Origin of the sequence: Brachybacterium halotolerans subsp. kimchii (assembly GCF_020792675.1) — a bacterium.
Taxonomy (GTDB): domain Bacteria; phylum Actinomycetota; class Actinomycetes; order Actinomycetales; family Dermabacteraceae; genus Brachybacterium; species Brachybacterium halotolerans.
Genome location: NZ_CP086254.1, coordinates 1,420,854 through 1,437,057, shown reverse-complemented (window position 1 = coordinate 1,437,057; position 16,204 = coordinate 1,420,854). Strand labels below are relative to the sequence as shown.

39 protein-coding genes are annotated in these 16,204 nt (G+C 68.1%); 1 reads left to right on the top strand and 38 read right to left on the bottom strand.

The window, feature by feature from the left end; genetic code table 11:
- Positions 1–37: 37 nt before the first annotated feature.
- The 38 genes from Bra3105_RS06650 to Bra3105_RS06465 form a co-directional block, all read right to left on the bottom strand.
- Positions 38–427 carry a hypothetical protein gene (locus tag Bra3105_RS06650; RefSeq protein ID WP_228359119.1) on the bottom strand — a complete coding sequence of 130 codons (390 nt, stop codon included), beginning with the start codon at positions 425–427 and terminating at the stop codon, positions 38–40.
- Positions 424–954, bottom strand: coding sequence for a hypothetical protein (locus Bra3105_RS06645; protein WP_228359118.1), 531 nt, complete (start codon positions 952–954; stop codon positions 424–426). Before Bra3105_RS06645 ends, Bra3105_RS06650 begins: the two co-directional genes overlap by 4 nt.
- Positions 951–1,820, bottom strand: coding sequence for a phage replication protein O (locus Bra3105_RS06640; RefSeq protein WP_228359117.1), 870 nt, complete (start codon positions 1,818–1,820; stop codon positions 951–953). Before Bra3105_RS06640 ends, Bra3105_RS06645 begins: the two co-directional genes overlap by 4 nt.
- A gap of 11 nt (positions 1,821–1,831) precedes the next feature.
- Positions 1,832–2,209 (bottom strand): hypothetical protein, encoded by a 378-nt coding sequence (locus Bra3105_RS06635; RefSeq protein WP_228359116.1) that lies wholly within the window; start codon positions 2,207–2,209, stop codon positions 1,832–1,834.
- Positions 2,210–2,279: 70 nt separating this feature from the next.
- Positions 2,280–3,452 carry an RtcB family protein gene (locus tag Bra3105_RS06630; RefSeq protein ID WP_228359115.1) on the bottom strand — a complete coding sequence of 391 codons (1,173 nt, stop codon included), beginning with the start codon at positions 3,450–3,452 and terminating at the stop codon, positions 2,280–2,282.
- Between the two features lie 146 nt (positions 3,453–3,598).
- The gene (locus Bra3105_RS06625) at positions 3,599–3,775 is read right to left on the bottom strand and encodes a hypothetical protein (RefSeq protein WP_228359114.1); all 177 of its coding nucleotides are present in this window, start codon (positions 3,773–3,775) and stop codon (positions 3,599–3,601) included.
- The gene (locus tag Bra3105_RS06620) at positions 3,772–3,999 is read right to left on the bottom strand and encodes a hypothetical protein (protein ID WP_228359113.1); all 228 of its coding nucleotides are present in this window, start codon (positions 3,997–3,999) and stop codon (positions 3,772–3,774) included. Before Bra3105_RS06620 ends, Bra3105_RS06625 begins: the two co-directional genes overlap by 4 nt.
- A gap of 14 nt (positions 4,000–4,013) precedes the next feature.
- On the bottom strand, positions 4,014–4,232 hold the full coding sequence (locus tag Bra3105_RS06615; RefSeq protein ID WP_228359112.1) for a hypothetical protein: 219 nt from the start codon (positions 4,230–4,232) through the stop codon (positions 4,014–4,016).
- Positions 4,233–4,244: 12 nt separating this feature from the next.
- Positions 4,245–4,499, bottom strand: a complete 255-nt coding sequence (locus Bra3105_RS06610; protein ID WP_228359110.1) for a hypothetical protein — start codon at positions 4,497–4,499, stop codon at positions 4,245–4,247.
- 89 nt (positions 4,500–4,588) lie between these two features.
- Positions 4,589–4,807: a hypothetical protein gene (locus Bra3105_RS06605; RefSeq protein ID WP_228359109.1), complete on the bottom strand. Its 219-nt coding sequence runs from the start codon at positions 4,805–4,807 to the stop codon at positions 4,589–4,591.
- Positions 4,804–5,106 (bottom strand): hypothetical protein, encoded by a 303-nt coding sequence (locus Bra3105_RS06600; RefSeq protein WP_228359108.1) that lies wholly within the window; start codon positions 5,104–5,106, stop codon positions 4,804–4,806. Before Bra3105_RS06600 ends, Bra3105_RS06605 begins: the two co-directional genes overlap by 4 nt.
- Positions 5,103–5,339 carry a hypothetical protein gene (locus Bra3105_RS06595; RefSeq protein WP_228359107.1) on the bottom strand — a complete coding sequence of 79 codons (237 nt, stop codon included), beginning with the start codon at positions 5,337–5,339 and terminating at the stop codon, positions 5,103–5,105. The genes Bra3105_RS06600 and Bra3105_RS06595 overlap by 4 nt, the downstream gene beginning before the upstream one ends.
- Positions 5,336–5,608: a hypothetical protein gene (locus Bra3105_RS06590; protein WP_228359106.1), complete on the bottom strand. Its 273-nt coding sequence runs from the start codon at positions 5,606–5,608 to the stop codon at positions 5,336–5,338. Before Bra3105_RS06590 ends, Bra3105_RS06595 begins: the two co-directional genes overlap by 4 nt.
- Positions 5,605–5,931 carry a hypothetical protein gene (locus Bra3105_RS06585; protein ID WP_228359105.1) on the bottom strand — a complete coding sequence of 109 codons (327 nt, stop codon included), beginning with the start codon at positions 5,929–5,931 and terminating at the stop codon, positions 5,605–5,607. The genes Bra3105_RS06590 and Bra3105_RS06585 overlap by 4 nt, the downstream gene beginning before the upstream one ends.
- Positions 5,928–6,131, bottom strand: a complete 204-nt coding sequence (locus tag Bra3105_RS06580) for a hypothetical protein (RefSeq protein WP_228359104.1) — start codon at positions 6,129–6,131, stop codon at positions 5,928–5,930. The genes Bra3105_RS06585 and Bra3105_RS06580 overlap by 4 nt, the downstream gene beginning before the upstream one ends.
- On the bottom strand, positions 6,128–6,301 hold the full coding sequence (locus Bra3105_RS06575) for a hypothetical protein (protein WP_228359103.1): 174 nt from the start codon (positions 6,299–6,301) through the stop codon (positions 6,128–6,130). Before Bra3105_RS06575 ends, Bra3105_RS06580 begins: the two co-directional genes overlap by 4 nt.
- Positions 6,298–6,813 (bottom strand): HNH endonuclease signature motif containing protein, encoded by a 516-nt coding sequence (locus Bra3105_RS06570; RefSeq protein WP_228359102.1) that lies wholly within the window; start codon positions 6,811–6,813, stop codon positions 6,298–6,300. The genes Bra3105_RS06575 and Bra3105_RS06570 overlap by 4 nt, the downstream gene beginning before the upstream one ends.
- Entirely contained in the window at positions 6,810–7,505 is a 696-nt protein-coding gene (locus Bra3105_RS06565; RefSeq protein WP_228359101.1) for a hypothetical protein, read from the bottom strand. The genes Bra3105_RS06570 and Bra3105_RS06565 overlap by 4 nt, the downstream gene beginning before the upstream one ends.
- An 88-nt stretch (positions 7,506–7,593) precedes the next feature.
- Complete coding sequence (locus Bra3105_RS06560; protein ID WP_228359099.1) at positions 7,594–7,818, bottom strand: hypothetical protein; 225 nt, start codon at positions 7,816–7,818, stop codon at positions 7,594–7,596.
- A gap of 171 nt (positions 7,819–7,989) precedes the next feature.
- Entirely contained in the window at positions 7,990–8,502 is a 513-nt protein-coding gene (locus tag Bra3105_RS06555; RefSeq protein ID WP_228359098.1) for a hypothetical protein, read from the bottom strand.
- Positions 8,499–8,972, bottom strand: a complete 474-nt coding sequence (locus Bra3105_RS06550) for a hypothetical protein (RefSeq protein ID WP_228359097.1) — start codon at positions 8,970–8,972, stop codon at positions 8,499–8,501. Before Bra3105_RS06550 ends, Bra3105_RS06555 begins: the two co-directional genes overlap by 4 nt.
- Positions 8,969–9,274: a hypothetical protein gene (locus Bra3105_RS06545; RefSeq protein ID WP_228359096.1), complete on the bottom strand. Its 306-nt coding sequence runs from the start codon at positions 9,272–9,274 to the stop codon at positions 8,969–8,971. The genes Bra3105_RS06550 and Bra3105_RS06545 overlap by 4 nt, the downstream gene beginning before the upstream one ends.
- A 128-nt stretch (positions 9,275–9,402) precedes the next feature.
- A complete protein-coding gene (gene ssb / locus Bra3105_RS06540) occupies positions 9,403–9,882 on the bottom strand; it encodes a single-stranded DNA-binding protein (RefSeq protein WP_228359095.1) in 480 nt (159 codons plus the stop codon).
- Positions 9,882–10,103 (bottom strand): hypothetical protein, encoded by a 222-nt coding sequence (locus tag Bra3105_RS06535; RefSeq protein WP_228359094.1) that lies wholly within the window; start codon positions 10,101–10,103, stop codon positions 9,882–9,884. Before Bra3105_RS06535 ends, ssb begins: the two co-directional genes overlap by 1 nt.
- Positions 10,103–10,468, bottom strand: coding sequence for a hypothetical protein (locus Bra3105_RS06530; RefSeq protein WP_228359093.1), 366 nt, complete (start codon positions 10,466–10,468; stop codon positions 10,103–10,105). The genes Bra3105_RS06535 and Bra3105_RS06530 overlap by 1 nt, the downstream gene beginning before the upstream one ends.
- An 8-nt stretch (positions 10,469–10,476) precedes the next feature.
- Positions 10,477–10,953 carry a DUF7448 domain-containing protein gene (locus tag Bra3105_RS06525; RefSeq protein ID WP_228359092.1) on the bottom strand — a complete coding sequence of 159 codons (477 nt, stop codon included), beginning with the start codon at positions 10,951–10,953 and terminating at the stop codon, positions 10,477–10,479.
- Position 10,954: 1 nt separating this feature from the next.
- Entirely contained in the window at positions 10,955–11,812 is an 858-nt protein-coding gene (locus Bra3105_RS06520) for a hypothetical protein (protein ID WP_228359091.1), read from the bottom strand.
- A gap of 11 nt (positions 11,813–11,823) precedes the next feature.
- A complete protein-coding gene (locus tag Bra3105_RS06515; protein WP_228359090.1) occupies positions 11,824–12,621 on the bottom strand; it encodes a PD-(D/E)XK nuclease-like domain-containing protein in 798 nt (265 codons plus the stop codon).
- Positions 12,614–12,802, bottom strand: a complete 189-nt coding sequence (locus Bra3105_RS06510) for a hypothetical protein (protein ID WP_228359089.1) — start codon at positions 12,800–12,802, stop codon at positions 12,614–12,616. Before Bra3105_RS06510 ends, Bra3105_RS06515 begins: the two co-directional genes overlap by 8 nt.
- Positions 12,799–12,972, bottom strand: a complete 174-nt coding sequence (locus Bra3105_RS06505) for a hypothetical protein (protein WP_228359088.1) — start codon at positions 12,970–12,972, stop codon at positions 12,799–12,801. Before Bra3105_RS06505 ends, Bra3105_RS06510 begins: the two co-directional genes overlap by 4 nt.
- On the bottom strand, positions 12,969–13,211 hold the full coding sequence (locus Bra3105_RS06500) for a hypothetical protein (RefSeq protein ID WP_228359087.1): 243 nt from the start codon (positions 13,209–13,211) through the stop codon (positions 12,969–12,971). The genes Bra3105_RS06505 and Bra3105_RS06500 overlap by 4 nt, the downstream gene beginning before the upstream one ends.
- The gene (locus tag Bra3105_RS06495; RefSeq protein ID WP_228359086.1) at positions 13,208–13,393 is read right to left on the bottom strand and encodes a hypothetical protein; all 186 of its coding nucleotides are present in this window, start codon (positions 13,391–13,393) and stop codon (positions 13,208–13,210) included. The genes Bra3105_RS06500 and Bra3105_RS06495 overlap by 4 nt, the downstream gene beginning before the upstream one ends.
- 102 nt (positions 13,394–13,495) lie before the next feature.
- The gene (locus tag Bra3105_RS06490) at positions 13,496–13,720 is read right to left on the bottom strand and encodes a helix-turn-helix domain-containing protein (protein WP_228359085.1); all 225 of its coding nucleotides are present in this window, start codon (positions 13,718–13,720) and stop codon (positions 13,496–13,498) included.
- Positions 13,717–13,902 (bottom strand): hypothetical protein, encoded by a 186-nt coding sequence (locus Bra3105_RS06485; protein WP_228359084.1) that lies wholly within the window; start codon positions 13,900–13,902, stop codon positions 13,717–13,719. Before Bra3105_RS06485 ends, Bra3105_RS06490 begins: the two co-directional genes overlap by 4 nt.
- Positions 13,899–14,204, bottom strand: coding sequence for a hypothetical protein (locus Bra3105_RS06480; protein ID WP_228359083.1), 306 nt, complete (start codon positions 14,202–14,204; stop codon positions 13,899–13,901). The genes Bra3105_RS06485 and Bra3105_RS06480 overlap by 4 nt, the downstream gene beginning before the upstream one ends.
- A 183-nt stretch (positions 14,205–14,387) precedes the next feature.
- Positions 14,388–14,861 (bottom strand): GIY-YIG nuclease family protein, encoded by a 474-nt coding sequence (locus Bra3105_RS06475; protein ID WP_228359082.1) that lies wholly within the window; start codon positions 14,859–14,861, stop codon positions 14,388–14,390.
- A complete protein-coding gene (locus tag Bra3105_RS06470) occupies positions 14,858–15,082 on the bottom strand; it encodes a hypothetical protein (RefSeq protein ID WP_228359081.1) in 225 nt (74 codons plus the stop codon). Before Bra3105_RS06470 ends, Bra3105_RS06475 begins: the two co-directional genes overlap by 4 nt.
- A gap of 64 nt (positions 15,083–15,146) precedes the next feature.
- Positions 15,147–15,425, bottom strand: coding sequence for a helix-turn-helix domain-containing protein (locus Bra3105_RS06465; protein WP_228359080.1), 279 nt, complete (start codon positions 15,423–15,425; stop codon positions 15,147–15,149).
- Between the two features lie 195 nt (positions 15,426–15,620).
- Between Bra3105_RS06465 and Bra3105_RS06460 the strand changes: the two genes are divergently transcribed.
- Entirely contained in the window at positions 15,621–16,178 is a 558-nt protein-coding gene (locus tag Bra3105_RS06460; RefSeq protein WP_228359079.1) for a helix-turn-helix domain-containing protein, read from the top strand.
- Positions 16,179–16,204: the final 26 nt, after the last annotated feature.

Below are 16,204 nucleotides of genomic sequence, written 5' to 3'. Positions count from 1 at the left end.
GCCGCGGTGTCGAGGTGGTGGGCGAGGTCGGTGAGGGTCACTTCGTCGCCTGCCGATCTCTTTCGGCGGCGATGACGGCTGCGAGCGCGAACCCGGCCATGCGACTGGGCTCGGTTCCGCGCATTGCTTCGAGATCGACCGCGGCGCTCCACACGTCGGTGGCTCGCTTGATGTCGCGGAGCGTCACGTCGTCGGCGTGCTGACTGATGGCGACGATCTCTTCGTCGCTGAGTGCCTGGCGCTCCCATTTCGCGGCGATGTCGCGCCAGATGGCAGTTTCACGATTGGCGAAGATGACGCCCAGCCAGGCGATGGCGGTGACGCCCCACGCTGCGGCAGCGAGCATGTTGCCGTTCGCGGCGGCGAACAGCCCCGCGACGACAGCGAGGCCGCACGTGGCGATGGTGGCGATCTGCCGGAACTTCATGACTTCTCCTCGGATGCAGAGAAGCCCCCGCCCGGATGGGCGGAGGCTTCGTATTCGGTGAGCTGGCGCTGCTTCTCGAGCTTCTCCCGGGCTCGGGCGGCGGATTCGTCGGCCTTGCGTTGGAGTTCGGCGACGCGTTCGGCGTCGCGCATCTTGCCCTCGGCGTCGAGCTGCCGGGCGAGCATCTTGACCTTGGCGACGACGTCGGGGTTGGGGGCCTCGATCTGCTTGCGGCACTGGGGGCACTGGGCGGCGCGGTACTGCGGGTTCGGGTGGTCGGGGCAGCGGAGGTGGAACGGGACGATCTCGATCTTCGCGAGCACGCGCTTGCGGATGTCGGATGCCCGGAGGAACAGGCGGCCTTCGGGGACGCCTTCGCGGTTGAAGTGCCGGACGGCTTCCCAGACGCCCGCGGCGGGGAGTCCTTCGAGTGCGTCGTTCCATGCGACGGCTTGCCCGGTCTTCGCGTCGACGAGGCCGGCGCGGTTGAGGGACATGAGCACCTGTTCGGTGATGTCGATGTTCACTGGCTGATCTGCCACTGGGTGTCTCCTTCCCGGGCGAGGCGTTGCTCTCGGTCGGCGAGGAGGATCTGGGCCTGCCGGTCGATCGGTGGCTGCTGGGTGCGGTCGCGCTGCTTGAGCATGCGGCCCTTCACGGCGTCGAACTTCGCCCGGAAGGTCTTCGCGGAGCGGACGTTGTCGCACCAGAAGTCGTCGCGGGGGAGGTAGTCGATGACGGACCGGGTCTGCTCGACGGTGTACCCATCGATGTCGAGGATCCGGCGCATCTCCTCGCGGGCGGTCTTGTTGCGCGCGGGCTTCTTGTGTCCGACGGACTGGATGGCGTCGTCGAGAGCGTCGAGAAGTTCGTCCACCTCGGGGCGAACCTGCTCCGGCTCTGCCGGGGCAGCGGGGGAGCCGGAGGCGACGCTGTTCCCCTGTTCCCCTGTTCCCCTGTTCCCCTGTTCCAGGCGCGAGGGTGCGTCGAGGGCTCGCGGCACACTCGCGACACTCTCGCGAATCTCGGAGGACTTGTAGTCCATAGTGCCGTCTGGCCTGGGATAACGCCCCTTGCCGGGTCGATCGATGCGTTGATTCGAGTCCCACCAGGACAGGTAGAGCAACTTCGTGCCGTCGGCGTCGTAGCGGTGCACGAAACCGTGCTCGGAGAGCTCGGAAACGGATGCAGACACCCTCGCGAGGGTGTCGCGAGGGTTCGCGAGCATGTCGCGAGAGAACACGTCGCCGAGGATGAGCGCGATGTCGTCTTTGCCGACGCCGTTGTCGTCGACGTAGGACTCGAGGCCCTTGAGGACGAGTCGGGCGTCCCAGGACAGCTGGGCGACTCGCTCGGAGCGCCAGAACTCTGGCTTGGTGCTGCGGATGCGCATGGTGCCTCCTCTCAGAAGTCGATTTGCTGGTCGGTGAACACGAGCCGCACCCGGTGGAGGCCTTTGACGCCGGTGTTGGGGTCGCGGCGGTAGTCGGGGCCGATGAGGTGCTTGTGGTCGTCGTCGGGGAGCCGGTGGGCGTCCACGACGCCGTCGATGAGGGCCTTCACGGTGGGTGCCGCGTTGGCGGGGTCTGCGCGGCCGGCGCGCGAGTACGCGATGAACGCGGTGCAGTGGGCGACCTGGAAGGTGCGGAGGGTGCGTGCGCGGAGTCGGGCGAGCTGCCGGAGCGCGGCGGTCTTGCGGGCTTTCTCCGCCCAGTGGGGGCGCATGTTCGAGGACAGCCAGAGCGCCTCGGGGATGTCGATGGTGATGTGGTCTTGAGCCACGTAGTGCTCCTCGGGCATAGAGAAGGCCCCCGTCGCGTGGTGCGACGAGGGCCTTCGGGGGTTGGGGTGGTCAGTCGCCCTTGACGTTGACGATCTGGTGGAGGGTGTGGCGGATGTCGACGAGGTCGGCGGCGTCTGCCATGACCTGGTCGATGTCCTTGTACGCGGCGGGGATCTCGTCGATGAACGCGTCGGAGTCGCGGTACTCGATGCCGGCCATGGCGGTGCGCAGGTCGTCCGCGGTGAACTTCTTGCGTGCCGCGGTGCGGCTGTACTCGCGGCCGGCCCCGTGAGGTGCCGAGCAGAACGATGCGGTGTTGCCCTTGCCCTCGACGACGTAGGACGCGGTCCCCATGGATCCGGGGATGAGCCCGGCGTCGCCCACGCGGGCGCGGATGGCTCCCTTGCGGGAGATCCAGAGGTCTCGACCCATGTGGTGCTCGAGGTCCGTCCAGTTGTGGTGGCACTGGATGGTCTCGATCCGCTCGACGGCCTGGCCCATGTGCTCGGCGAGGGCGGCGAGGGTGCGGTCCATCATCTCGGCGCGGTTGGCGAGGGCGAAGTCCTGCGCCCACCGGAGCTCGGCGATGTACTGGTCGAACTCCATGGTGCCCTCGACGAGGTAGGCGAGGTCGGGGTCGGGCAGGTCGATCCAGTACCGCTTGGCGACGGCCTGCGCGGTCTTGATGTGGTGCTGGGCGATCTTGTTTCCGACGCCGCGTGATCCTGAGTGGAGGAACGCCCACACGGTGCCGGTCTCGTCTGCGGTGATCTCGATGAAGTGGTTGCCGCCGCCGAGGGTGCCGAGCTGCTGCCGCCAGTTCTTGGCGTACTGGTCGGGTGTCCCGTCGGTGGGCCACTGCTCCTCGAGGTCGCTGACGCGGGCGCGTGCGGTGTCGGTGAGGGTCTTGTTGTAGACGCCGGCGGATACGGGAACGCGCTGCTCAATGCCCTCTCGGAGGGTGGCGAGGGGGCCGGTGGCGCGCACATCATCGGCCGTCCACTGGGTGCGGACAGCGATCATGCCGCAGCCGATGTCGACACCGACGGCGGCGGGGATGATGGCGCGCTCGGTGGGGATGACGGATCCGACGGTCGCGCCCTTGCCGAGGTGGGCGTCGGGCATGAGGGCGAGGTGCGGGTTGACGAAGGGCATCGAGCCGGTGGTCGCGGCCTGCTCGCTGGTCTTCTCGTCGATGATGGATGCCCAGGACAGCACGTCGCTGGTGATCTTGGTGGGCATTGGGGTGTCCTTTCGTGGTGGTGCCCGGCCGCGGTCGCGACTGGGCAAACGTAGTGGTCGGCTCGGCTGTGGTCGACCGGATTTTGCGGAGGACATGAAGAAGCCCGCCCCCATGTCGGGGACGGGCTTGGTGGGTCAGATTGGTGTCAGATGATGCGGAGCAGTCGGAGCAGGCACTCCATGCGGTCGTGGCACCACTCCCAGGCGCAGCGGATGGCCTTGGTGCCAGCGTTCCCGACTGCCCGGTACCAGTGCGCGGGCGTGCCCAGGATCGCCAGGACGCACACGACGATCAGCATGGCCGCGAACATCGTGTCGCTCACTTCTCCTCGTCGTACTCTGCCGGGTCCACGGTCGTGTACTCCCACTCGCCGTCCGCAGTTGCCTGGGCGTGGATGATGTCGCCGTGCCCGTCGGGTACGACGTACTCGGCGGGGTGGACGACCCCGGCGCGCTCGTACCGCGGACTGTCGGGCGCGGATGGTGGGATCGTGCCGCCGCGGTCGTCGGTGAGCCGTTCGAGGAGCCGGCGGATCCGGTCGTTCATGGGTGCATCCTCTCCTACTCGTCCCCGCCTCGGTCACGGATCTTCGCCACGGCCTGCTGGGTCAGCCCCGTTCGCTTTGCGATCGCGTACATGGTGACGCCGTGGGTGATGGCGGCACGGATCTGCTCGTCTCGGTCCTGGCGGGCCGCGTCCAGATCCTTCTGCGCCTCCTCGACTTCGGCGGCGCATGCCTCGAGCTGGTTTAGGAAGTCCTCGGTGGTGGAGGTCGACACGTCGGCTCCTGTTCAGATGGTCTTGTAGGCGTCGCTGAGGCTCTCGAGGATCCAGTCGCGCTCCTGAGCGCTGACCGGCCCGTCGAGCGCGCTCTCGATGTCGGCGGCGAGATCTCGTGCAGCGCGGTGAGCCTCGTCGGCCTCGTCGGTGGCGAGGTGTCGAAGGATCGCGGGGGCGTACTTCTCGGAGAGGGCGCGACCGGTGGGGAGGATGTCGATCGCGACGGCGAGGTGCTGGTAGGCGGCGAGGATGGCTGTGGTGGTCATCGTGTGCTCCTTGGGGGTGCGGCTGATGGAGACCACGATACACACCTTAGGTTGGGTACGCAACCCAGTTGGGCAATCATCTTTGCCGCCTACTCGCCCCCGTCGAGCACTCGCACGGTCTGGCATGGCCAGTCGGCCCCGCAGTGCTCGCAGTACTCGACGAACGGGGGTTCGGGGGCTCGGTGCTCGTGGAGATCTCGTACCCGCTGGATGGTGGCCCGTTCCTTCCGGAGCTGCGCGACGAGGGACCGGTTGATCATGGCGAGGTCTTCGGCGTTGCCGTAGGGGGTGGGCTTCGCGAGGCTCATGCTTCCTCCCACGGGGTGACGTAGCGGCGGTGATGGGTGATCCGCTCGGAGCCGGGGACGCCGATCTCGCACTCGGCGATGGCCTGGCGCTCCTCCTCGGCTTCGATGGGCACGAGAGCTGTCCAGCCGACGACTTCCCATGCGTGCGCGATGGGGAGGTCGTGAGGGTCGGCGCTCACGAATCGGCCCGCGTACTTCTGGAATGCGAAGTGGCCCTCACGGGTGACAACGGTCCCGTCGGGCAGTGCTGCGGCCTGCTCGGCGGTCTCGATCAGCACTTCGCGGTAGAGCGTGGTCATCGCGGCTTCCTCCCGTTGTGGAGCACCTGCCGTGGGTGCGTGTAGTGATCCGCGAACATCCACCACGGCTGACGCGCTCGCGGTCCCTTGAGTCGCGCGGTAAACGTCGCCGTGGTCGGCTCCGGCATCACGTGCGCCTCGGGATCCTCGACCGGCTCCGTGAGACTGTCGATCCATCCGAGGGGCTGGAAGTCGGCCGGGTCGCCGCCGGCGGGGCCGAACATGACGGTCATCGCTGGGCCTCCTGTGCAGCCGCCAGGGCGGCACGCATGGCGTCCACGGTGGACCCACTCCACGCGGCAAGAGATGTCTCCGGCGGCGCGGCCGGGTACATGGTGGCGTCTCGGGCATTGAGCGCGGCCAGCACCTCCTCGTCGGTCGGCGGGAGGTACGCGGCCCACTGCGCGCCCAGCTCGAAAGCGGTGCGGTGCAGTACGCCCCATCCGCGCTCGTCGGTCAGGAGTCGCTCGGCTTCGGCTCGGGCGCGGTCGGTGATGCTCATCGGGCCACGTCCTCGACGTACTCCCACGACGTCTCGTCGTCCGAGACGTGCAGGGACACGGGGCCGGAGCGGAGCGGCTGCTCGATGCCCTCGTACATCTCCGGGATCAGGGAGCTGTCGTCGAACCACGGGGCGATCCCGCACGTGCCCTGGTCCTTCATGACGTGTCCCTCGTGTCCGGGATCGGAGGGGTGCTCGCATCCCTCGTCGCACCAGACACGGCACCATGCGCCCTCGGGGGCGGTGCAGGTGATGGACCAGTGCACGTCGCCCAGCGGGGCGATCGTGACGGTCAGGTGGTGGTAGTTGGGCTTGGTGCTCATCGTTCGTTCTCCTTCTCGGTGTTCGGGGTCGGGCCGGGGTCGGCTGTGCAGATCGCGCCGTGCGCGACATGCCCGCGGTTGAGCGTCCACATCTGGGCGCGGCCTCCGCTCCACGCCTTCGCGTTGCGTTCGGCCTTGCGTGCCAGCCGGTCGCAGCTCTCGCAGTGCTCGTGCAGGGTCTGGGCCCTAGCGGCGCTCATGACTCCTCCTCGGGTGCGAGTCCCACAGCGGCCAGGGCGTGCGCCAGGGCAGCGGCGTGGGTGGGTCGGTGGCGGGAGTCGATGAGGTAGCCGTGGGTGCCGTAGTAGTCGATCCACCAGTGGTGGGTGAACACCTCGGAGCGCCAGACGCGGACGCGGGCGGGCCTCACGGGGTGCCGTCCTCGGGTGCGCGGACGCCGCGGCCTGCGTACTCACCGAAAGCCTCGGCGCGTGCCTTGCTCACTACGCGCGCCGCCTCTTCGATCGTTGCGAACAGCCCGAGGTAGCGCTTCTCCCCGTTGACTGCGATCTGCGCGCGGTACTTCCCATCCTTCGGGGACACGCCACGGACGCCCGTCTTCGACCACGGGCGTGCACCGTTGAGGTACTGCGCGTTCTCGGTCCGGGTGGCCTCGCGGAGGTGGTCAGGATTGACGCACAACCGGTTCCAGCAGGTGTGGTCGATGACCATCCCGTCTCCGACAGGTCGGCCGTTGGCCTGCTCCCAGGCGTACCGGTGGGCGCTCACGCGCCTGCCGTTCACGCTGATGCGTCCATAGCCGTCTGGGCGCGCATCGCCAGTCCAGACCAGGCAGTCGCCCCGCCGCTCGGTGAAGCGGTCGAATCGCTCAACGGCCGACAGCGCTACCCATCCCCGTTCCGGGGTCTCAACGGCGCTCATCGCTTGGCGTCCATCAGCGCGATCGCGGCATCCAGATGCTCGCGGGCGGTCAGGGGCCGGTTCTCGATCAGGTCCTTCTCCCATTCCGCGAGCGGGACCTGGGAGCGCCAGGAGTCCCGCTCCTGCTCGGCCCTCTTTGCGCGGGCCTCCAGCTCTTTGATCCGGACCTGGAGCTTGTCGATGGTCCGGCCATAACGCTCGGCGGTCGCCTCGGCCTGCTGGGCGCGAGTGATCGCCTCCTCCCAGTCGGCCATTCGAACAAGGGGCTTGCGCTTGTCGGTCGTCGGGGTGTGAAGCTCCCGATACGCGGCGCGAGTCTCCGGGCCGATCCCCGCGTCCTCGTCGGTCGTCGGGGCGGCAGACAGGGCGGCGTTCACAGCGACCCGGACCAGGTTGTCGAGGCCCTGAGAGGACAGACGAGAGAGCGACTCGGGGAACATCGTGCGGAGTGCCCGCACCCCACGCGCCGCACCCTCGTCGGTCGCGACGCGCGGGGTGCGGGTCTCGTCCAGCGGGGACCAGCCGTCACGGGCCATCGCGGCGTTGCCGCGCCATTCGAAATCAGAGGAAACCTCTCGTCGTGAACAGACCCAGGAGAGCGCATCTGCGGGGTTCACGCGTGCGGCGATCCTCCCGTCCGGGTGCGTCGCAAAACGGGCCTTGGCGAACTCGTCGGCAGTGTGCTGGGTCATTTCTTCCTCCTGGTGATGATGTGATCAGCGGCCACGAGACCGAAGACGATGAGCAGGCCCCACACGGGGGCGGTGAGGGCGAGGAGGGTCACCACGGGTGCTCCTCGTTCCAGCGGGTCGGGGTGTAGCGGTAGGACGGCTCACCCTCCGGGGCCTCGCTACAGCCCGGCTCGTGCGAGGGCTTCGGGGTCGAGCAGACCGGGCATGGGGTGCCCGCCGGGCCGTCGTAGTAGGCGCGGGTGATGTCGAAGTCCGGCGGCTCCGGGGCGAGCGCCCCGATGTCGGCGTAGGTGCGGGTCTCAGGCAGCGGCATCGGGGGTCTCCATCCGGTCCGCCCACGTGTAGGCGCGGTGTTCCGTCAGCGAGACCGCGTGGATGCACTTCGCGTGCTTCCCGTCGTGCCCTGCAGGCAGGGAGCACGAGCACGAGTCGGTCAACTTCGACGGGCACCGTTGATCAGGTGCAGGGCGGCAGGGGCATGAGGTCATGAGGTCTCCTCGAGGTGGGTGAGCAGGTCGAGCTGCTCGGGTTCGATGGGGGCGCATGCGGCGGCGTCCCGCAGGACAGCGATGGCCTGCTCCCAGGCGTGGAGGCGGGCGTTCCAGCCGGGCCGGTCGACGTCGCCCTCGTGGTAGTGCGGGTGCCACTCATCCGCGCCAGGGGTGAGCCGGAACGGGCGCATCCGGTCCCGCCACGAGTCGACAGCGGTCAGCGACTCGGACCAGGCGCGGATCTCGGGGAGGCGCGGGTCGTCGGTGGTGATGCCGTCGAGCTCGTCCCACGTGATGTGGTGGCGGGGTTTCGCGTACCAGCCGCCCCACGTGGCCCGGTCCTCGTACAGGAAGGCATCGCGGACAGTTCGGTACGCCCAGTCGCCGGAGGCGCGGACCTTGATCTCGCCGGTGTCGACGGGGCGGACGCCGATGAGGATCTGCAGGGAGTCGAAGGGGGCTTCGGCGAGGCAGATGAGGCCGTCGCGGATCCTGGTCGCGGTCATGCTGCCTCCCTGAGTTCGGCGGCCTGCAACGTGCTCGCGAGCTCGGAGCGCTGGTACCGCTCGGCGGCCTTCTGGGCGGTGTCGAGGCTGGACCAGCCCAGGCGGCGGACGGCCTCAGCCGGGTCGACGCGCTGCCGGATGAGGTGCTCGACCTCGTCGAGGCGGTGCGGCACCGAGCCCTTCGGCCACACCTGGGTCGCGGTCTGGCGGGCCTGCTGGATGCGGGCGATCTGCCCGCGCAGACGCTGCACCTCGTCGAGGCGAGCATCCTGGCCGGTGGCCTGCAGGTGCAGGGCGCGACCCTGTAGGGACTGCTCGAGGGCTTCGAGGTCGTCGGTGCGCGCGAGGTTTCGCTGCAGCTGGGCGTGGCCCTGGTAGCGGGCTCGCCCGTAGGCGGCGTTCGCGGCCCGGCAGTCCTCGCATCGGCACTTCTGCCGGACGTACATCGCGCGGGTGCCATGGACGCTCATGCCGCCGACTCCCACGGCGCACGCACTGCGAGCACGTCCTCGGCGAGGTCCGCGGAGCACTTCTCCTGCCGGCCGTCGGCGATCGCCCACAGGGACTGCTTCGACCAGCCCGACAGCTCAGCGACGCGCGTCAGGCGGACGCCGTTCTCGCGGAGGAAGACGAGGCGCTCGCGGACGGGGGTCGCGTCGACCAGTCCTCGGCTGTTGCGGTACGCGCGTTGGGTGGTGTTCTGCGCTTGCCTGCACAGGTCGCACCGGCAGGCGTAATGCCGGTAGCGGTTCGTGGTGCCGTGGGGTGCCATGGCGGTGTCCTTTCGGTGGGTGGGGTGAGTGCCCAGCCGACGTCTCGAACGTCGCGTTGCCAGCGCCGGGCGGCCATGAAGAAAGCCCTCGCCGCGATCGGCGAGGGCTTGGTGATGCGGGGGAGAGGTCAGGCGGCGAACGGGGGACCGTCGTCGCCGCCGTAGGTGCCGCCGCCAGCAGGCGCGGTCTGCCCGGCCCACGGGTCGGCCTGGTCGGCCGGATGGGGCGGGCGGTCGCCACCCTTGGTGGTCTTGGTGATCTGCGCGGTCGCGTACCGGAGCGACGGCCCGATCTCGTCGACGACCAGATCCCACGAGGTGCGCGGGTTGCCGTCCTTGTCCGTGTAGGAATTGTCGCGGAACACGCCCTGCGCGACGACGCGCGACCCCTTCTCGAGAGACTGGGCGACGTTCTCCGCCGACTCCCGCCAGATCGAGCAGCGGATGAAGATCGCCTCCCGGTCCTTCCAGTCGTTCGACTGCTTGTCGAAGTAGCGGGGCGTGTGGGCGATGGTGAACGACGCGACGGCGACCCCGGCCTGGGTGAAGCGCAGCTCAGGGTCGGCGGTCAGGTTGCCGATCGCGGTGAAGGTGAGGTCGTTGGGCATCAGGACTCCCTCCGATAGAACGCGTCGTCGAACGCAGAGACCGCGCGGCGGAGAGCCGCCTCCATCTCCGGAGTGTCCAGTGCGAGACGCACCCCGCCGGCGAGCTCCCCCTTCGTGGTGAGCGGGATGTCGACCTCGACGTTCGCGACGTCGAACTGGCCGCCGTTGAAGGTGATCGACATCGTGAGGGGCAGAGGCAGGTGAGCGATTGCGTTCGTCATCAGTCGTCCTCCCCGTTCAGGAAGCGTGCGGCGGCGATGAGGTCGTAGCCGTCATAGTTGGAGTTGGTGCCGTCGAGAATCTCGGCAGCTCGGCGGAGGAGGCCAGCTCGCCGGTCGATCTCGCGGTTCGGGGTCTCGCGGGGAGGTGCATCAGCGAGGGCGCGCCGCTTCTCGAAGTTCTTGACGATCTCGTCCGCGATCTCGTCCGGACTCTCTGCCTTCACCTGGCCGACCGTGATCCCTTTCGGCTTGCGGTCCTCCATCAGCTTCCTGAGCTCCTCAAGCTTCTGGTTGGAGGTCTCGAGAAGATCGCTCAGCGTCGGCTTCTCGTCAGTACTGATGTCGCCCACGTGGGCGTGATTCATGTGCATGGTCAGTTCTCCTTGCGCACGAGGATCTCGAACCCCGTGCCGTAGTAGCCGTTGCCGTCGGATCCGTTGAACTGCATCAGGTTGATCTGCTGGTTGTCGGCGTAGACGAACACGCGGTAGTAGCCGTCGTACTCGTCCTCGGGGTCATCGGGGTGGCCCGACCTTGCGGGGTAGTCCCAGTCGCCGGCGGGTCGGTAGTCGTACTCGACGTTCGTGATGACGTTGTCCACGCCGTTCAGCACGGCGAGGTCGTAGCATCCCGCCGAGCAAGCGCATCCGCCGTCGTGGCCGATGGCCTTGATGACCGTTCCGTCATCGAGCTGGATGTGCTCGTCATCCACCTTCTCGACCTTGCGGCCGATCAGCAGCTCAGAGATCTCCTTCTGATCGCCTTCATCGAGGACGAGCACGTCGTCATCGCGGTCGTGGTGCCAGCCCTGGGCGTTCCCGTCGATCGGGCGGAAGTCGTCACTGAGCATTTCAGTTCTCCTCGGGTGCGGGGGTGAAGGAGTCCAGCACCTTGCTGACCTCCTGGCGGGTGAGCTCGTTCCGGGACTCGATGGGGCGGCCGATCGTCTCGGCGACGTAGCCGAGTGCCTCGTCGCGTCCCTCGAGGCCGTTCTCCTTGAGGACCGCGAACATCTTCCGGAGCTGCGCGTCCGACGGGGCCTCGCCCGTGTCGCCCTGGATCGCAGCACGCAGCTCGTCCTGCCCCTTCGTCTCGGCGGTCGGGGCAGGGTCCGGCTTCACGAACTGGTCCGCCGTGACTCGCTGGGTGCTCACCGTCCCCTCGCCCTCTCCGAGCTGCAGCTCCTCGGCCGAGTAGGCGAGACCCAGAAGGGCGTCGGGGGCGATGCGGCGGGCCACGTCACCGGAGGCGCGGGCGTAGAGCATCGCGTGCGGGTCACGCTGGTAGTTCTTGTTGCTGGTGTACCCGGCGGTCTTGGCGCGCTCGATCGTCCACGTGATCTGCTCGACGTTGTCCGAGCCCTTGCGCTGGCCGGCGACCGTCACGGAGTCGGGGGAGTCCTCGACGGTCCAGATGCGGTGCCCCTTCGATAGGACGACCGCGACCATCGCTCGGGAGTACAGGGCGGGCTTCCCACCGATCGAGTAGAGCTGCTGCAGGGACGTCAGCGGGTCGAAGCCGAGCGTCGCGCCGTACAGGATCGCGGCCGCGGCCTCCTCCGGCTTCCCGCGGAAGTGCTGCGGGACGAAGCTCGTGCCGACGATGCCGTTCGCGACGGTCATCGCCCCGTTCATGTCCTTCGCCGCCGTCTGGATGATCGACGGGAGCGCGACCTCGTTCGGTTGCTGGTACTGGGTCAGTTCGGTCATGGTTCCTTCCTTCATCGTGCCCACCTCGGAAGGCCCGTCAGGTGGATCTGGTCTGCGTCGGCAAGGCCGGGCCACTTGCCCGTGAGGAGCGCGTCCCCGTACTGGCAGAGCACGTCCTCGGCGTCTTCGCGCCCCTTGTCGAGCATCTCGGCGGACGCCTGGTGGACGTACACCTCGTACGGCGCGGAGGTGGAGATCGCGACCCACAGGAATGGCCGCTCGGGCTCCCCGTTCAGCTCGAGGAGCCGGGAGTACCAGTAGGCCTGCAGGCCGTACCGGAAGTTCCAGGCGGTGCGCTCCCACTCCATCGGGTCGACGGGCTTCGCGGAGGTCTTGACGTCCACGATCGCGTTGTCGCGCAGCCAGTCGATGCGGCCTCGCATGAGGATGCCCGTCTCGGGATCCTCGGCCCAGGCCGACACCTCAGGCCGACCTTCCGAGAAGATGCCCTCGGCGAGCTTGTTGCTCAGAACGGCGTCGCGCATGTCGACGGCGGTCGCGTGGTCCTTCGTGAGGATCGGCGTCCTACCGGCGTCGTACGCGGCCTGCTGCGCCGCCTTGGCATCCTTGGTTCGCCACGAGTCAGCGTCGATGACCTCGAAATCGCCGACGCCCAGCATGAGCGCGTGGACCACCGACCCGAGGTCGAACGCCGCCTTATGCTCAGGGTGCTCGCGCTTCCACTGGAACGCGCGGAGGCCCTGCGTGAGGATCGTCTTCGCGCCGGTCGAAGACAGCGACCTCGGGTCCGCGTGGTACGCCTGCTCGTCGATGCTGTCGTGGAGTCCTTCGCTGGGGAGGTCACCCATGGGCCACCACCCCCAGCATTTGTCCGAGCTCGTCGGCGTCGCGGGGGCACATGCGCTTGAGCACCGCCCACGCCTTGTCCGCGACCTCGTCAGGGATGGACACGTCCCGCAGCAGCTCCCGCGAGTTCATGCCATCGGTGCTGTAGTCGGCGATGTGCTCCTTCTCGGTGAGGGCGCTCATGCGGGGATCACCTCCGGGATGCCGTCAGCGTCGAGGCGGACCATGGTGAGGCGGCGGATGTAGTACGCGGCCGGGTAGTGCACGTCCTCAGCCCCCTCCCACAGCCGCCGAGCGGTGCAGTGGTCGGCGTCAGACGCGTAGCGGACCTGTGTCCTGAGTTCCTTGCTCACGCGGCCGCCTCCTCGTCCTGCACGTACGCGGTGACGTGGATCTGCACGTCTTCGCGGATGATGGATGCGGCGTAGAAGTAGCCGTCGGCGACGCGGGTCTCCCGGTAGGCGAGCCCTGTCGGTTCGTCGATCCGGACGGTGACCTCGTCGTCCTCGAACCGCACAGAGTGCACGGCGGGCTGTCCGAGCTCGTCGAGGAGCCGGTCGATAACGGCCCCGTGGTGCTGGTAGGTGGTCATCGCTTCTTCCGTTCTCGGTCGACGTTCCCGACGGCCTGGTTGCCGACGGGGTCACGGTGGGCGTTCGCTCGCGGGGCCCGGCGGTGTTCCGGGATCCACGGGTTGTTCTGGCGGCGCGGCAGCTCCGGCTCGGTCTGCCGTCGCTCGAGGGCGTCCCAGATCTGGCGGATCTCATCTGCCACGGAGCACCCCCAGCCGGTAGAGGCCAGCGGTGATCGCGAGGGGGACGGCGATGAACGCGGCCGCATAGGCGAAGAGGAGGCCGGCGGCCAGAAGGAAGTCGGTCATGCCGTCCTCCTCTGCTGGGCCAGCGAGCGCCGCGAGGGCGGGGCGATCAGCGGGGTCACGTCGGATGGTTCGAGGTCGGAGCGGTGCACGCGCCACGAGATGCCGAACTTGCGGGCATGCGGGAACTCCCCAGTCACGCAGTAGCGACGGATGGTCTCGGGGTTGAGCTGCAGTTCGTCCGCGACCTCGTGGAGGGTGAGCCAGTCGCGTTGGGAGGTCATTCGTCCTCCTCGTCGGACCCATTGAGGATGTAGTCGGCGAGGTCGATGACGCCGTCGGGGTCGCGCTGGTAGGGGAGGATCGCGAGGACGACTCGGCGGCGCGCTTCGGCGTCGTGGTCGTTGAGTCCCCAAGCGCGCGGCGGTGCCGCCTCCTTCGGTGTGGGCAGGGGGATGGTGGTCACTTCTCATCCCTCCAGACGTCCCAGCGGGTCGCACGCCGGCCGGTGGGGGATTGACCGTCGCGGTCGACGGCGCGGACCCGGTAGTCGCGCTCGAGCTCGCTGGTTCGGGAGCGGATGTTCTGCGCGGACGTGAGGCCGTGCTGCGCGATGTAGTGCCGACGAATGCCGTCGTGGGTGAGGGGGCCGTGGTCGGTGAGAATCTCGAGGATCCGGCCCTTCACAACGAGGCAGTGATCCGCGGTCGGTGCGGACTCGTGCGAGGTGATCGGGTCGGTCAGCCGGGCGGGGAACGTGGTGCTCATCGGTCAGTCCTTCCTGTGGGTGGGGCGGCGGCGGAGGCCGGTGCGCATGTACTCGCGGATGAGTTCCTGGTAGCGGGGGATCGGTGTGCCTCGATGCACGGGGTCTCCTTGGGTACGAAGAAGCCCCACGCCGGATGGCGAGGGGCTGATGGGGTGGGCGGTCAGGCGGCAGCAGGTTCGGGGCTATGCGGCCTCCGTCCGCTCGAGTGCTGCTCGAACTCGTGCCGGGAGCTTCCCGGTTCGCGAGAGTTCGAGCAACGGATCTCGTCCGAACTTCGAGAGGTAGGTCCGGCGGAGGGTGGTGATCGCGCTGTTCGCATCACCCTTGAAGGGGAGTCGCGGGTGTGTCGTGAGCTCGTCCTGGAGGCGGCGGAGGATCTTCTCCTGCCCCCAGTCCTCGAGCCCCATCACGTACAGCTGGCGATTCAGGCGTGGCTCGTGAGCGGCGATCTCTGCGCGCTCGACTTCGAGTGCAGTGGCCTGGTCGGGGTGCACCGTGACCTTGAGGCGTGCGGTCGTTCCGGCGACCCCCGTCTTCTTGTGCTGCTTCCAGCGCTTCGTGACGTCATGGGTGCATCCGACGTAGACGACCCGGCCTTCGGCGTCGACGCATCGGTAGACGAAGTGCCTCACGGATCGGAGTGCTTCGCGGCTCATGCGGCACCAGCCATCACGTTGCGGCAGGCGCGGTCTCCGGTGGGGTCCGGGTAGATGAGGAGCGAGGCGAGCAGTGGGTCGTACTTGCCGCGCTTGAAGGCGTCGGCGAGCTTGTCGGCCTTCGCCTTCGAGAGCGGAACGCCGGCCGTCTCGGCCATGTCGAGCAGTGAGCACTTGATGACGGCCTTGTCTGCCGTCCGGTCGCAGTCGTGCAGGAACACGTGCGTCTCCTTCGGTGGAGAGCCTCGAGCCGCGAACGGCAGGAGGGGATGGGTGGGGCTGGGGTCAGGCGGCGCGCTTGGTTCCAGGGCGCTCGCGGCTGACGGTGCTGAGCTCGATCTCGAAGAGCGATCCGGGGGGAGCGTTGAGGATCGTCTCGATCGTCCGTGCCCACTCGGCGCGGATGTACTTCTGCTTGCCGGTGCGGAGGTGACCGATGGTCCCGTGCGACGCCCCGACCTTTGAGGCGAGCGACCGGATCGTCTCGCCGCGGAACTCCATGTACGTGCGGAGCGCTTCCTTGCTGATGAGTCGGACATCCGCGCGGGTCTCTGTGGTGACCATCGGTGCCTCCTTCCTGAGCTGTAGTGTCTTGCGCTGGTAGGACAATCATGCATGCGACTTGACGCCAGTGTCAAGCGCCGAACAGAAAAAAGTTGACCCGACATGCGTTCTTGCTGGTTACACCGATGTAATCCCTAGACAGCCCGTCTAGACTCGCGCTTGTCTTGCGCTAGCCACTGAACGGACGATCACTCCATGAGCAAGCAGCCGACCACCTGGGACGAGGCGCTGACCGCAGCCAACCTCGTGGACCCCCGTAACGGGCGTCCGAGCTTCAACCAGCTCGCCAAGCGCGCGGGCATGCCGCAGTCGACGATCTCTGCCATCGTGCAGGGGACGTCGAACCCGAAGCCGACGACGATCTCGAAGATCGCGAAGGCGCTCGGGGTGGACGTTCTCCTGGTGTCGTCATGGGTGGGGGAGCCGCGCACGGAGCGTGCCCCCTACACCCCGCCGGCCGAGGCTGACTTGCTCAACGATCGGCAGCGACGTGCTGTCGACGAGATCATCCGCGCGATCGTCGCGGAGAGAGCGAGTGAGCGCGATGAGCGGAACCGGATGGCGCATGGCGCAATATCGGATCGAGCTGTCGAGGATGGCCCAACAACCTCTCGTCTGTCGGTAGTGCCCGGCAAGCTTCCCTCGTCCGAGAGGGAGGAGCTGTACCGCCGTGCAGAGCAGGTCGATCTGGATGCCGAGCCGCACGCGGCTGCAGGCCCCGAGGACACGTCCGACGACGACGAGTCTGTGTGAGTTCGCGGAGTCGGAGGGCATCGCGG

Bases quoted from the DNA above. Each gene is read 5' to 3' on its own strand.
- Bra3105_RS06650 (WP_228359119.1), bottom strand. From the start codon at position 427: ATGAAGTTCCGGCAGATCGCCACCATCGCCACGTGCGGCCTCGCTGTC.
- Bra3105_RS06580 (WP_228359104.1), bottom strand. From the start codon at position 6,131: ATGAGCGCCGCTAGGGCCCAGACCCTGCACGAGCACTGCGAGAGCTGC.
- Bra3105_RS06515 (WP_228359090.1), bottom strand. From the start codon at position 12,621: ATGGGTGACCTCCCCAGCGAAGGACTCCACGACAGCATCGACGAGCAG.
- Bra3105_RS06630 (WP_228359115.1), bottom strand. From the start codon at position 3,452: ATGCCCACCAAGATCACCAGCGACGTGCTGTCCTGGGCATCCATCATC.
- Bra3105_RS06460 (WP_228359079.1), top strand. From the start codon at position 15,621: ATGAGCAAGCAGCCGACCACCTGGGACGAGGCGCTGACCGCAGCCAAC.
- Bra3105_RS06535 (WP_228359094.1), bottom strand. From the start codon at position 10,103: ATGACGAACGCAATCGCTCACCTGCCTCTGCCCCTCACGATGTCGATC.
- Bra3105_RS06545 (WP_228359096.1), bottom strand. From the start codon at position 9,274: ATGGCACCCCACGGCACCACGAACCGCTACCGGCATTACGCCTGCCGG.
- Bra3105_RS06605 (WP_228359109.1), bottom strand. From the start codon at position 4,807: ATGAGCCTCGCGAAGCCCACCCCCTACGGCAACGCCGAAGACCTCGCC.
- Bra3105_RS06585 (WP_228359105.1), bottom strand. From the start codon at position 5,931: ATGAGCACCAAGCCCAACTACCACCACCTGACCGTCACGATCGCCCCG.
- Bra3105_RS06525 (WP_228359092.1), bottom strand. From the start codon at position 10,953: ATGCTCAGTGACGACTTCCGCCCGATCGACGGGAACGCCCAGGGCTGG.
- Bra3105_RS06490 (WP_228359085.1), bottom strand. From the start codon at position 13,720: ATGACCTCCCAACGCGACTGGCTCACCCTCCACGAGGTCGCGGACGAA.
- ssb (WP_228359095.1), bottom strand. From the start codon at position 9,882: ATGCCCAACGACCTCACCTTCACCGCGATCGGCAACCTGACCGCCGAC.
- Bra3105_RS06565 (WP_228359101.1), bottom strand. From the start codon at position 7,505: ATGACCCAGCACACTGCCGACGAGTTCGCCAAGGCCCGTTTTGCGACG.
- Bra3105_RS06590 (WP_228359106.1), bottom strand. From the start codon at position 5,608: ATGAGCATCACCGACCGCGCCCGAGCCGAAGCCGAGCGACTCCTGACC.
- Bra3105_RS06555 (WP_228359098.1), bottom strand. From the start codon at position 8,502: ATGACCGCGACCAGGATCCGCGACGGCCTCATCTGCCTCGCCGAAGCC.
- Bra3105_RS06610 (WP_228359110.1), bottom strand. From the start codon at position 4,499: ATGACCACCACAGCCATCCTCGCCGCCTACCAGCACCTCGCCGTCGCG.
- Bra3105_RS06550 (WP_228359097.1), bottom strand. From the start codon at position 8,972: ATGAGCGTCCATGGCACCCGCGCGATGTACGTCCGGCAGAAGTGCCGA.
- Bra3105_RS06570 (WP_228359102.1), bottom strand. From the start codon at position 6,813: ATGAGCGCCGTTGAGACCCCGGAACGGGGATGGGTAGCGCTGTCGGCC.
- Bra3105_RS06465 (WP_228359080.1), bottom strand. From the start codon at position 15,425: ATGGTCACCACAGAGACCCGCGCGGATGTCCGACTCATCAGCAAGGAA.
- Bra3105_RS06595 (WP_228359107.1), bottom strand. From the start codon at position 5,339: ATGACCGTCATGTTCGGCCCCGCCGGCGGCGACCCGGCCGACTTCCAG.
- Bra3105_RS06520 (WP_228359091.1), bottom strand. From the start codon at position 11,812: ATGACCGAACTGACCCAGTACCAGCAACCGAACGAGGTCGCGCTCCCG.
- Bra3105_RS06510 (WP_228359089.1), bottom strand. From the start codon at position 12,802: ATGAGCGCCCTCACCGAGAAGGAGCACATCGCCGACTACAGCACCGAT.
- Bra3105_RS06480 (WP_228359083.1), bottom strand. From the start codon at position 14,204: ATGAGCACCACGTTCCCCGCCCGGCTGACCGACCCGATCACCTCGCAC.
- Bra3105_RS06640 (WP_228359117.1), bottom strand. From the start codon at position 1,820: ATGCGCATCCGCAGCACCAAGCCAGAGTTCTGGCGCTCCGAGCGAGTC.
- Bra3105_RS06475 (WP_228359082.1), bottom strand. From the start codon at position 14,861: ATGAGCCGCGAAGCACTCCGATCCGTGAGGCACTTCGTCTACCGATGC.
- Bra3105_RS06600 (WP_228359108.1), bottom strand. From the start codon at position 5,106: ATGACCACGCTCTACCGCGAAGTGCTGATCGAGACCGCCGAGCAGGCC.
- Bra3105_RS06560 (WP_228359099.1), bottom strand. From the start codon at position 7,818: ATGCCGCTGCCTGAGACCCGCACCTACGCCGACATCGGGGCGCTCGCC.
- Bra3105_RS06620 (WP_228359113.1), bottom strand. From the start codon at position 3,999: ATGAACGACCGGATCCGCCGGCTCCTCGAACGGCTCACCGACGACCGC.
- Bra3105_RS06500 (WP_228359087.1), bottom strand. From the start codon at position 13,211: ATGACCACCTACCAGCACCACGGGGCCGTTATCGACCGGCTCCTCGAC.
- Bra3105_RS06530 (WP_228359093.1), bottom strand. From the start codon at position 10,468: ATGAATCACGCCCACGTGGGCGACATCAGTACTGACGAGAAGCCGACG.